General features: G+C 49.8%; 12 protein-coding genes and 2 tRNA genes. 11 read left to right on the forward strand and 3 right to left on the reverse strand.

The genetic code is table 11. The features are described 5' to 3' along the window. Positions 1 to 31: 31 nt before the first annotated feature. Positions 32 to 400: an inorganic diphosphatase gene (locus AC5OW4_RS11895; protein WP_195395417.1), complete on the reverse strand. Its 369-nt coding sequence runs from the start codon at positions 398 to 400 to the stop codon at positions 32 to 34. A gap of 267 nt (positions 401 to 667) precedes the next feature. On the opposite strand from AC5OW4_RS11895, the gene AC5OW4_RS11900 reads away from it, so the two are divergent. The 6 genes from AC5OW4_RS11900 to dcd all read left to right on the forward strand — a co-directional run bounded on the left by AC5OW4_RS11900 (position 668) and on the right by dcd (position 6,709). Beyond that, entirely contained in the window at positions 668 to 2,101 is a 1,434-nt protein-coding gene (locus AC5OW4_RS11900; protein ID WP_295770250.1) for a tagaturonate reductase, read from the forward strand. Beyond that, positions 2,098 to 3,573 (forward strand): UxaA family hydrolase, encoded by a 1,476-nt coding sequence (locus AC5OW4_RS11905; protein WP_295770252.1) that lies wholly within the window; start codon positions 2,098 to 2,100, stop codon positions 3,571 to 3,573. Before AC5OW4_RS11900 ends, AC5OW4_RS11905 begins: the two co-directional genes overlap by 4 nt. Then, complete coding sequence (locus AC5OW4_RS11910) at positions 3,574 to 4,188, forward strand: hypothetical protein (protein WP_195395420.1); 615 nt, start codon at positions 3,574 to 3,576, stop codon at positions 4,186 to 4,188. It abuts the gene before it with no gap. A gap of 136 nt (positions 4,189 to 4,324) precedes the next feature. After that, positions 4,325 to 4,504, forward strand: a complete 180-nt coding sequence (locus tag AC5OW4_RS11915) for a hypothetical protein (RefSeq protein WP_072684976.1) — start codon at positions 4,325 to 4,327, stop codon at positions 4,502 to 4,504. A 137-nt stretch (positions 4,505 to 4,641) separates the two neighbouring features. Continuing rightward, on the forward strand, positions 4,642 to 6,003 hold the full coding sequence (locus AC5OW4_RS11920; RefSeq protein ID WP_195395421.1) for a hemolysin family protein: 1,362 nt from the start codon (positions 4,642 to 4,644) through the stop codon (positions 6,001 to 6,003). Between the two features lie 166 nt (positions 6,004 to 6,169). After that, entirely contained in the window at positions 6,170 to 6,709 is a 540-nt protein-coding gene (gene dcd / locus AC5OW4_RS11925; protein ID WP_072684974.1) for a dCTP deaminase, read from the forward strand. Positions 6,710 to 6,896: 187 nt separating this feature from the next. On the opposite strand, the gene AC5OW4_RS11930 is transcribed toward dcd, so the two are convergent. Next, positions 6,897 to 8,246: a four-carbon acid sugar kinase family protein gene (locus AC5OW4_RS11930; protein WP_195395422.1), complete on the reverse strand. Its 1,350-nt coding sequence runs from the start codon at positions 8,244 to 8,246 to the stop codon at positions 6,897 to 6,899. Then, positions 8,243 to 8,905, reverse strand: coding sequence for an aspartate/glutamate racemase family protein (locus tag AC5OW4_RS11935; RefSeq protein WP_195395423.1), 663 nt, complete (start codon positions 8,903 to 8,905; stop codon positions 8,243 to 8,245). The genes AC5OW4_RS11930 and AC5OW4_RS11935 overlap by 4 nt, the downstream gene beginning before the upstream one ends. A gap of 699 nt (positions 8,906 to 9,604) precedes the next feature. Here AC5OW4_RS11935 and AC5OW4_RS11940 point away from each other — a divergent pair. The 5 genes from AC5OW4_RS11940 to AC5OW4_RS11960 all read left to right on the forward strand — a co-directional run. Further along, complete coding sequence (locus AC5OW4_RS11940) at positions 9,605 to 10,291, forward strand: TM2 domain-containing protein (protein WP_229056717.1); 687 nt, start codon at positions 9,605 to 9,607, stop codon at positions 10,289 to 10,291. A 101-nt stretch (positions 10,292 to 10,392) separates the two neighbouring features. Then, positions 10,393 to 10,482 (forward strand) — tRNA-Ser (locus tag AC5OW4_RS11945). A 135-nt stretch (positions 10,483 to 10,617) separates the two neighbouring features. Beyond that, positions 10,618 to 11,148 (forward strand): phosphatase PAP2 family protein, encoded by a 531-nt coding sequence (locus AC5OW4_RS11950; RefSeq protein WP_072685064.1) that lies wholly within the window; start codon positions 10,618 to 10,620, stop codon positions 11,146 to 11,148. A 53-nt stretch (positions 11,149 to 11,201) separates the two neighbouring features. Next, positions 11,202 to 11,288 (forward strand) — tRNA-Leu (locus tag AC5OW4_RS11955). 358 nt (positions 11,289 to 11,646) lie between these two features. Beyond that, positions 11,647 to 12,212: hypothetical protein (locus AC5OW4_RS11960; protein WP_493677004.1), on the forward strand; the 566-nt coding region annotated here is incomplete at its 3' end.

The raw sequence follows: 12,212 nt of genomic DNA on the forward strand, positions 1-12,212 counted from the left end.
CTCATAAAAACATCCCCTGTAAAAGGATCGTTCAGAACACTTTCAGATCAGATTTTTTCGGTTGATCAATCAATTTCTCCATTTCAATGACAATATCAAAATATTGTTCCTGAAACTTGACTTGCTCCATGATTTCTTCTTTGGATAAGGTTTGTTCCCTGGGAACCACAACCCATTTTTCTTCCACATCGTCTTTTCGGTGAATGATCGCGATGATTTTTCCCGTAAACACATTCACAGGTTCATCAACGCCTAAAATGTACGCGTCCTGGTCTTCCCCGTCGGGCGCGGGGATCCCCTGGATATAACCATAATTTACCGGATAGATCAGATCCGGATACTTTGGATGGCGCGTTCCCATTTTTCGATCGACTGTGACCGTGACAATTTGTCCAAGCATCTTTTTCTCCTGTTCTGATTTTCTCATTCTTACGTTAATGATTTTATTATAAAGGATAAAGAGGGACTTTTGATCATTTTTCTGATTATTCCGCAGCGGCTGCCCATTTGTTCATTCTCAAGACTTCATCAGAATGAAAACAAAAATCAGGCAAAAAACTTCGTTAAAATGAAAACATAAAAAATTACCGGAATAAACTGCCTGTTTGCCTGCCGTGGACGCTTGTTAAACATGATAAAATGGAAAAAAAGAATGGAGTAATCAATGATGGAATCTTTAAATCGTCAAAATCATCCCCGGCCGCTGCGGCCGGTGCGCATTCTTCAGTTCGGCGAAGGAAACTTCCTGCGGGCCTTTGCCGATGATTTCATTTCTCAGCTGAATGAGAAAACCGATTTCAACGGCGGCGTCTGCGTCGTTCAGCCAAGGCCGCATGGGCGGGTCAGAAACTTAATGGAACAGGACGGGTTATACACGCTGCTTTTAGAAGGAAAAAAACAAGGCACGGCAACGCGTGAGATGCGAATCATCGACGTGATCGAACAGGGCATCGATCCCTACACCGATTACCCAGCGCTTTTACAGCGCGCGGCGGATCCGCAATGCCGCGTGATCATCTCAAATACCACCGAAGCGGGAATCGCCTATACAGACGAAAACGTGACCCTGGACGTCTGTCCGCAAAGCTTCCCCGGCAAAGTTCTGGCCGTGCTGAAGCATCGCTTCCAGTCGTTAAAGGGCACGCCGGAAAGCGGCATGGATATCGTGTGCTGTGAGCTGATTGAACGCAACGGCGACACGCTGAAAGAAATCGTCTGCCGCAAAGCCCGCGAACAAGGCGAACCGCAGGCTTTTCTGGACTGGATTGAGAACGCCAACCGATTTTACAATACGCTGGTTGACCGCATCGTACCGGGCTATCCGAAAGATCAGGCGGCGGCGCTGGAAGAACAGCTCGGCTATCACGATGCCTGTCTGGTCAAGGGTGAAATCTATCACAGCTGGGTAATTCAGGGCGATCCCGCGCTGCGCTCCGTGCTGCCGCTGGATCAGTTAAATCAAAACATTATCTTTACCGACGATCTGGCCCCTTACCGCGACCGCAAAGTCGCGATCCTCAACGGCGCGCATACCGCGATGGTTCCCTTAGGATTACTGGGGGGACTGGAAACCGTAAAGGAAACGGTTGAAGATCCGCAGATTCGCCGTTTCCTTGAAGCCTTTTTAAAGGAAGAGGTATGGCCTTCGCTCAATTTCAGCGAAAGTGAATTAAAATCCTTTACTCACGACGTTTTTGAACGTTTTGAAAACCCGGATATCCGCCACGAGCTCATGAGCATTTCGCTCAATTCAATCGCCAAGTTCAATACCCGCGATCTGCCGGCGATGCGGCATTATTACGATACGCATAAAGCGCTGGCCCCCCATGCCTGTTTCTCGCTCGCCGCGCTGATCGTCCTTTTGAGCCGGCGGAAATCAGACGGCACGCCGTTGATCAGCGAAAGCCCGGAAGTCCTGGCCTGTTGGCAAAACTGGGATGAGCGCCAGCCGCAGGCAACGATCAGCGCGCTGCTCCAGCTGCCGCTTTGGCAGGGCAAATTGGCAGCGATGAACAACATCACGGAACGTTTGACTGAAATCATCCGTTCGCTCACGACGCTCGGCCTTCGCGAAGCGTTAAAAAAGGAGGGACTTGCATGAAGAAAACGCTGCACATCCAGCCGAACGACAATGTGATCGTCGCGCTGGAACCGTTATCCGCCGGAGAAATCATCAACGGAATCACCCTGCTGGACGACATCCCCTCCGGTCATAAATTCGCTTGTGCAACAATTCCAGACGGTCAGCCGGTCATCAAATACGGCCAGCCGATCGGTCAGGCCACCGGTGACATTGAAGCCGGACACTGGGTCCACAGTCACAACCTGAAAACCCGGCTGTCCGGAACGCTTGATTACCAATATGATCCGGTCTGTGACCCGATTGTCAAACGTCCCCAGGGGCGTTCCGTCATGGCCTACCGCCGCGCCAACGGCAAAGTCGGAATCCGCAACGAGCTGTGGGTGATCGTCACGGTCGGCTGCATCGGCGATACCGCCCGCAACATTGTCAACGCCTTCCGCCAGCGTCATCCGTTGGATGATATCGACGGGATCTTCACGTTTAATCATCCGTTCGGCTGTTCGCAGATGGGACAGGATCATCGCAACACTGTAAAAATTTTACAGGACATCGTCACCCATCCCAATGCCGGGGGCGTGCTCGTGCTTGGTTTGGGCTGTGAAAACAATCAGCTGAAACCGTTTTACGACACGCTGGAACAGATCGATCCGGAGCGCATCCGCTGCCTGAACTGCCAGGACGTTGAAAATGAGGTTCACAGCGCCGTGGAGCTGCTCGAGCAGATTTATCAGGTCATGCGCCATGATCAGCGCGAAGCCTGCGATCTCAGCGAATTCTCCTTCGGTTTGAAATGCGGCGGTTCCGATGGCTATTCCGGGATCACTGCCAATCCGCTGCTGGGGCGGTTCTCCGATCTTCTGTCCAGCTACGGCGCGAATATCGTGCTCAGCGAAGTCCCGGAAATGTTCGGGGCGGAACAGCTGTTGATGAATCGGGCCGCTGACCGGGAAACGTTTGATAAACTCGTCGCGATGATCAACCGCTTTAAGGATTATTTTCTGTCCAATCATCAGGTTGTCTATGAAAATCCATCCCCGGGCAACAAGGCTGGCGGCATCACGACGCTGGAGGAAAAAAGTCTGGGCTGCATCCAGAAAGCCGGAACCGCGCTGATCCGCGATGTGCTCGACTATGGCGAGCCGATCCAGAAAAAAGGTGTCAGTCTCATGTATGGGCCAGGCAACGATCTCGTGTCAACCACGGCGCTGGGCGCCAGCGGCTGCCAGATCGTGCTGTTCACGACCGGCCGGGGTACGCCGTTTGGCGGGTTCATTCCAACTTACAAAGTTTCGACCAACTCCGAACTGGCGGCGAAAAAGCCGCACTGGATCGACTTCAACGCCGGAATCCTGACGGAGGGCGTCACGCTGGACGAGGCGGCAAGCCAGCTGGTCGAAGATCTGATCGCCGTGCTGGAAGGAAAGAAAACACGCAATGAAATCAGCGATCTGCGCAGCATCGCAATCTTCAAACAGGGGGTAATCTGTTAAATGGATGTCATTCTGTATGGCCTGATCACCGTTCTGTTGGCGTTGGCTGTGTTCCAGGCGTTCCGGCTGCACAAGCATTATACCAAAACGCTGTATCCGGCGTTATTCGCTAACTATCTTGAATACTTCTGGCGCTATCAATTCCGCCAGAACCTGTCCGTCAGCAGCTGGCTGAAACAGGAGCTGGGCTTCCACCGGCTGCTTTACAATTCCGTGCTGGATCAAAATGGACATGTCGCCCAGACCTATGTTACCCTGTTGTGCACCCGCGGCGCCTTCGTAATCCGCGACGTCCGCAGCGAAGGTCAGATCAGCGGCAAGCCGAACGACAAGCACTGGATCGTCAGCCGCCCGCAGACGGAAACGACAAAAAACTTCCGGATTCCCAATCCTGCCGACGGACTGCGTCAACATTGCCAATATCAGCGTCAGGCATTGGGCGGCGTGGACTGCGCCGGCCTCTGTGCCTTTCCCGACGCCGCGGATCTGACGCATGCCCGAAGCGAGTTTGCACTGCTGCATTACAAAGACGTCGTCAGCTGGATCAAAGACCAGCCGGAACAAATGAGTGAGCCGCAGATTCTGACTGCATTTGAAAACGTATCGAAGAAATAAACAGGACTGCGCGGACAACGCGTTTCGTGTTCCGCTTGCTTCTGTCAACCACGCCGGCCGTGGATCAGCCTGATTGCCTCAGGTTTTCGTCTTGGCCGTATGGTTCATCGGAATAGTTTAAAAGGAGAAAATACACATGGCATTTATTTTACTGGGCCTCGGTCTGGCGTTGGTGATCGCTTCCAAGATCTTCTATAACAAGCGCTGCGTCGCCGGTCAGGGCATCCCCTATAATCAAAAGGAAAAGCTGACGCTTTACTGTGGTTACCTCCTGTTGGGAATCGCATTTCTTCTGGCGGTATTCAATTTAGCTTAACCTTCCGTGTCTCTTCAGGACGTTCCCGCACCGCTTGGGAAACGTCTTTTTTTGTCTGAATTAGACAAACCGGCTCCGCTGTATTTGCGGTTTAGCCGCAATTCTGATATACTGGCTATCAGTTTAGGAGGATGATTATGGCATCAGATCCCGGCGGTAACGCCATCGCCATGCAGCTGTTGCTGCTGGTACTTCTTACGTTAGTCAACGCGTTCTTCGCAGGCGCGGAAATGGCTATCGTTTCCGTGAATAAAAACAAAATTAAAATGCTGGCCGAGAAAGGAAACAAAAAAGCCCGGTTGATCGAAGGACTGTTTGACGACTCGACGAAGTTTCTGTCTACTATTCAGGTAGCGATCACCTTTGCAGGCTTCTTCTCCAGCGCCTCCGCCGCCACCGGCATTTCGCAGGTGCTGGGCGGATGGATGGCACAGTATGGCATCCCGTACAGTTCGACGATCGCGGTGGTGCTGGTCACGATTATTCTTTCCTACTGCACGCTGGTCTTCGGTGAACTGGTGCCCAAGCGCATCGCACTGCAGAAAGCGGAGCAGTTCAGTTTGATGTGCGTACAGCCGATCTTGGTGATCTCGCGCGTACTCTCGCCGTTTATCAAGCTGCTTTCCCTGTCGACCAACGGTTTCCTGCGGTTGTTGGGAATGAAGACGGAAAATCTGGAGGAAGAAGTCAGCGAGGAAGAAATCCGTTCGCTGGTCCACAGCGGCCGGGCCAGCGGCGTCTTTGACGACACGCAGACGGAAATGATCGATTCGGTTTTCACCTTTGACGATAAAACCGCACGCGACGTCATGGTTCCGCGTCAGGAAGTCGTGATGCTCGACATGGACGAGCCCGTTCGTCCGCAGTTGAAAGCCCTGCTGAGCACGCGTCTGAGCCGGTTTCCGGTGTACCGCGAAAACAGCGACAACATCATCGGCATTTTGAATATAAAAGATTTAATGATCGCGATCAGCGAAGGCGACACCGATCAGTTAAAACTGGAATCGCTGCTGCAAAAGCCTTATTTTGTCCCTGACAGCAAGCCGACAGCCGAACTGTTCCGGGAAATGCAGAAGACGCAGTACCGGATGGCGATCCTGATTGATGAATTCGGAGGATTCAGCGGAATTACGACGACGGAAGATCTCGTCGAGGAAATCGTCGGCGATCTGCATGACGAATATGAACAGGAAGAACCGGAGCTGATTCAGTTCAATGCCAACGAATATCAGATCGACGGATTGATGAATCTGGACGAACTGAACAAAGCACTGGGCTTCAAGCTGGAAACCGAATATTACGATACAATCTCCGGTTATCTGATCGAGCAGCTCGGGCAAATTCCGCAGCCCGATGAACATCCGCAAATCCAGATCGGCAATCTGCGCTTCACCGTACAGTCGATGGAAGGCAAGCGGATCGGCAAGATTCATCTGACACTGTTGTCCGATTCAAAGACGGAAAAAACCGCCGCTGAATCAGAAAAAGAAGTTCGCTGAACAACGGCGGACTTTTTTATTCCGCTCATTGCATAAAACCAATCCGCATTCAATTTCCAGAAAGTCAGACATTTCGAAAAAAACAGGTCAAAACTCCCTGTTCTCTGTGCTATGATGAATACAATCGGAATTCAGATTGAAAACCGTAAAGAAAGAGGGTTAGCCAATGATTCTGTCCGACAAAACATTGCAGGCCATGCTGAGCGCCGAAACATTGAAAATTACACCGCTGGATCCCAACCAGATTCAACCCGCCAGCGTGGATATCCGTTTGGGAAATACTTTCAGCGTCGTTGAGGATTCCCCTTCCGGGATGATCAACATGGAAAACGAAATCCGTTATAAAACGATCACCTGCGACACCTACATCCTGCTTCCAAATCAATTTGTGCTGGCGACGACGCTGGAGTTTTTCGATCTGCCTGACGATCTCACCGCTTTTGTCGAAGGCCGCAGCTCGTTAGGCAGAATGGGCCTGTTCATTCAGAATGCCGGTTGGGTTGATCCGGGCTTCAAGGGTGAAATCACGTTAGAGCTGTATAACGCGAACCGCTGCGCGATTGAATTAAAGGCCGGCAGACGGATCGGGCAGCTCGTGTTCGCGAAAATGGATGCGCCTGCACTGAATCCGTATAACGGGAAATACCAGGGGCAGAAAGGCGCAACCGGATCGCGCGTGTTCCTGGATCATGAAAATCGTTTTTAAATAAAGCAGAGCTCGGGAAAAACGGGAATCTAGCCTGGAGGAGTTATCCGGCAATTCGATTCCCGTTTTTATTTGTTTTCTTGTTTTTTTGTTTATGGAAGGAAGAGGCAGCGGCTTCTGATCGAGAAATCTCCGCATTGCTTTTTTCCCGCAAATGCGAATGATCCGAAGAACGGGAACAGAAGGCTTATGCCTGCGCCGTATTCAGCTTTGCCACGATCTTCGCCAGCGTATCGTCTTCCCCGACATTACCGGGAAAGATCACAACGGGCAGCTCGGGAAACCGGCTGGCACGATCACAGCGAATCACGCCGATTCCCGGTTCAATCTGGCCTGATACCCATTCCCGCCTGACCCGAAGTCCCCGCGTCAGACAATCGCTGGACGTAATCCCGCCTTTGGTGATCATAAACCGCGGCCGCACATTCAGCTGTTCAACAACCCGGATGAACTGATCGTTGATCGACTGCGTCAGCCGCAGCTGATCCTCCGCGCTCCCCTGCGGCAGATCCACGCGTTCCCGCCGCGTCTGCAAAACTACCGTGATTCCCTCCGCCAGTTTTTGGTTTACAAGTCTGGCGCAGCGCTCGCTTTCTTCCATCAGCGAGCCCTGCAGGATCTGATGTTGATCAAAGACGATCGTTTCCAGGCATAAATTCTGGCGCAGCACTTCCAGCTGACGCGACGTTTTCTGGACATGCGAGCCTGCGACGATCAATCCGCCGTTGTGATTCTGCGGCTGCACGCAAACCCGCGGATCCAGCAGCGGTTTGTCATCCTGCTGTGCAAAGAGTTTACAGAAAGACGCCGCGGTCCGAAACAGGAATACCTTCTCTTTCAGCACCGTCTTTAATGGTCGGATCAACGCGCGCAGATCGTCATCCGTTTCCGCGTTGACAATGATCTTCTGAAAGCCGTGCGCCTGCCGCAGAATTCGCATAATTGCCGCTTCATCATGATTTCGCAGTATTTCCAGGGAAATTGACAGGCAGGAGACAGCCGGATAGCGTCCCTGGGTCTTTTCTTCCACATACACTTTGAGATCGCTGGCATGAAATCCAAACGTCTTATCCTGGGCAAATTCACTTTCCCCGACGGGCAGCCATTGTCCTCCCTGTTTCAGATAATGGATATCGTTCCGCGTGATTCGCATCCCCTGCAGATATGGACACAGAATTTCTCCCTCCACCTCAATTCCATGCTCGCTGAGTCCTGCGCGAACCGTTTCGGATTCCAGCGGATAATGCCCCCGCAGGGTTGAATCCGAGCGCAGTACCAGCCAAAAAGGAATGTTGCTTCGACGGGACGCCGTGATCAGATTCTGCGTCAATTCCCGCAGCAGGCAGCGCGCGGCTTCCGGCTTGAGCGCACGGGTGTTGGTCAGGATATAGACCATCGCCTCACTCTGCTGCAGGAGGTTTTCACAGGCTTCTTCCTCCCACGATGTATATACCGCGACGTCATGAACCATCTGAATCCCGGTCGGATCGTCATCGAGCACGACGATCTTAGGTGCTTTGTCAACGAAAGAACTCATGCCTGCTGCGCCAACATCTGCTTGACGCGTTCCACCGCTTTACGCGGGCTGGTCAGCACCGGCTTGGAAATTCCCTCCAGATAGGGAAGCATCACCGTCATGCTCCCCTGAGCCAAAACGATCACATCGCACTCCTGCTCGGCCTTTTTAATTTCTTTCAGCACGAGTTCATTATGTTTTTCCTGATTCTTCTCCTTCATCAAAATATCCAGTGCCCCGGCAACCAGATACTCCTTCATTTCCACGGCTTTGCCTGCTTGCCGTGCTTTTGTACGAATCAGATTGCAGCTTGGTTTCATCGTTGAACCCACCGTAGCGATCACGCCGATTTTCGTTCCCAGCTGCACCGCTTCCTCGGCCATCGGCTCGTCGATCTTAAGCAGCGGGCAGGTTACAGTCTGCTTCACAATATCCGCGCTTTCACCCACGGATGAGCATTGGTTCAGAATCAAGTCCACGCCCATCGACTGCGCCGCCTGACCATACAGGCACATCCTTGAGACGATGCCCGGCGTGATTCCATTATTGCGCTTGACCTCCTCCAGTAAACTGTCGTCAATGATGTTGATCATCTCCACCTCCGGCAGCAACTCCGCAAACAAGGCTTTCAGCTCGTTAAGCGAAACCGGACTGGTATGAATAACTGCGACTTTCTGCATAATAATCTCCTCCTTTATGCTTTGTCTTCATTTTACAGGAAAGCTGAATTTTCAGAGTAAAACAAACGGTCAGAATAATCATTGCTTTTTTCACTTGTTTTGGTTTTTTTATGTTTCTTGCATGGCGAGCAATGGATTACTGAAAACCAGGCGCAAAAAATCCGGCAGATGAAAGACAACCTGTTTTTCATTCCTTCCATTCCCGCGGCAATCCTGTTTAAGCATAAAATTATCTTCATTTTCCAGGGTTGAATTGTGTCTGTTTGAGCCGATTATGGAAAAACGAAAAGACGATTCTATCGGAACGGGCATCCGCAATGTGCCGCTTTCCATGTGTAAGTTGGCGCTGAAGATCAATATCCGCCTAAAGGAAATGATAAAAAGATTATTCGCAAAGCTAAAAGAACGCGAACAGTTCTCTTAAGGGTCTCTTGCGGAAATCAACTTTTCTTTGTCTGTGGTCTTTTTAACCCTATCTGGCGAAATCAGGTTTTGTTTCTGTTTCCAGTAAAGTTCAATCCAAAGAAAGGACAAATGGATTCAGTCACGGTTGTCTCAGCGAACAACGCTTTTCTTCTTGCAGCTTCGCCGAAAAGTCACTTTCTTACGAAATTCTTCATAAGTTTTTCCGATTGTTTTTAAATAAATCTGATATACTGTATTTACAAACGCAAATATGCTGCACAGGAGGTTTACCTTATGAATGATCATGAAGAATATGATCCGATACTTATGTTTTTTATCACCTTCTTTTTTGGAGTCTTTGGCGTTCACCACTTTATTCGCCGCCAATATGGCTTGGGAGTTTTATACTTCTTTACATTTGGGGTCATGGGAATCGGCTGGCTGATTGATACGATCCGCGCCTTCATTACAATGTTCAAAACAAACAGCGAACCGCAAAATGACGGAAGACATTGCCGTCAGTGCGGACGACGTCTGGAGCCGAACCGCGAATCCACCTTATGTCCGCATTGCGAGGAACAAATGGAGCAGGATTATTTACAAATCTCCAAACACTTCACCCGCGTCATCGACGAAGTGGAAAAAGGCCAGCCGCATTTAGAGGATTACCTGCGCCGTTTTGATATTCTGAATAAAGACGTTGAACAGATGTGGGATCTGGCGCAGGACATTGACGTTGAACCTCCGTTTCATCAGAGCGATCTGCGGCAGGCGATGGACCGCAAATTCGCTGAAGCGGTCAGTACGCGGATCTCCATGGCCTTGGAAAAATCCCAGATCACAATGGATACTGTCAAATTGAAACAGGAGCTGATGACGCTGACCGAGGAATTGATCGACTGCAAATACCATTTTCCGAAATATGCCGGACTGATTAATCCCATGATTGAAAAGACGAAGGAAACGTTGAACAAAATCTGAAAGACAAGTAAGAAAGACGGCTGCTGAGTCGTCTTTTTCTTATGAATTTTGCTAAAACCTTTGACATCCCGATATGGATCCGCTATAATATAAAAGCACTTGGAGAATTGGCCGAGTGGTTTAAGGCACCATCTTGGAAAGGTGGCGAAGTGGCAACGCTTCCGTGAGTTCGAATCTCATGTTCTCCGCCATGTGTAAATAAAGGCTTAACCAAGCCTTTTTTCTTTATTTTCTTAAGTTTTTTTCAACAACTCTTAAGAATCAGTACCGCCCTTTTGTGTTATGCTAGGGATAGTTTCAAGAAGGAGGGATTCCCTTTGGATTTCATGATTATGGAATGGATCACACAGGTGTTCCAATCTCCGGCCATGACGGCGGTCATGCGCTTTATTACCGGCTGGGGAAATTTAGGCGCATTGTGGATTTGCTTCGCATTTTATTTTTACTTTATTAAGAAGGATCGTCAGACTGCCGCCTTTCTGCTTCTGGCCATCGTGCTGACCTGGTCGTTAAACGATTTAGTAATTAAACAGCTGGTCGACCGGCCGCGGCCGTTTATGACGCATGCCGAACTGCCGGCTCTGATTGCGATGCCGACGTCCAGTTCGTTTCCATCAGGTCATACCGCGACTTCCTTTGCGGCGATGATGATTCTATTCGCTTATGGCGGCCCTTATAAATGGATGGGATTAGGCGGAGCTGTTTTAATCGCCTTCTCACGGATTTACCTGCACGTGCATTACCCCTCGGACGTTCTGGCAGGCTGTCTTGTCGGTCTGTGTATCGGCGCCTGGCTTGTCCGATTGATGAAGCAACGCAGCGTTAAGCTCACACCGGCCGACGGGGAAAAGTGTTAATTTCTACTTGATTTCACTCTGGGGATCAGATATAATAAATAAGCACATGAATTCCCCAGGTGGCGAAATTGGTAGACGCAAACGACTCAAAATCGTTCGGTAGTGATACCATGCCGGTTCGAGTCCGGCCCCGGGGACCACGAAAAAGACAATCAGACGAAAGTCTGATTTTTTTGTATTTGAACCTTAGCGGTGATAACTGACGATTTTTGAGCTTATCCAGCACCTGCCTCGGCAGAAAAGGAAATATCAGATGCAGGAAATAGCCATCTTCATAAATAGAAAGTCCAACAGGATGATTTCAACGTCAGAATCACTATTTTTTTCATGAATCACATTTCAGATCAGCGTCCTCTAATCTTATCAATTTAACGTTCTTAATATGACTAATGTTATCCCTGTTTTCTTAACTTTTTATGAACTTGGATCCCTTCCCGTCTTATTTTTGTTATACTTTAGATAAATAATGTATTCTGCTTAATTTCAGGAGGTGTTTCAATGAAGAATTCCGGTACTGTTCTCCTCTGTGCATTTCTGCTTGCTGCTTGCGCCGTCGACAGGAATAACGCCGCCCCTCAGGTTCAGCTTGACGAATCTTCCGCTTCTGCTGATCTGCAGGCTTGTTCCTATACCGACGCCTATGCCCAACTGGATCCGGATTCGATTCAAATTCAGAATCTGCTTTTGGAATTTGTCCCTGACGCGCTGGATCAGGATACGCTTATTCAGGCCAGCACCGATGTCGTTTTAGCGACAGTTTGTTCCATTGAGGGAGGAAGCACCGTTCATGAGATCAAACATAAGATTGTTCTGCCTTATACTTATGGCACTCTGACAATTCTCAAAAGCCTGAAAGGTGATCTTTCTGCCGGTCAAACGATCCATTTCACACGTTCTGGCGGTATCATCGCTTACGAAGAATATCTTCAAACCTTAGAGCCCAGTCAAAGGAACGCTGTGGCATCAGCCACTGAAAAACCTGCTTATATCAAGCAAAAAGTTTCCGAAGATATCGACATTGAAGTTGGAAAGTCCTATTTAGTTTATCTGTCTGACGATTCATA

The organism is Holdemania sp. (assembly GCF_986127675.1).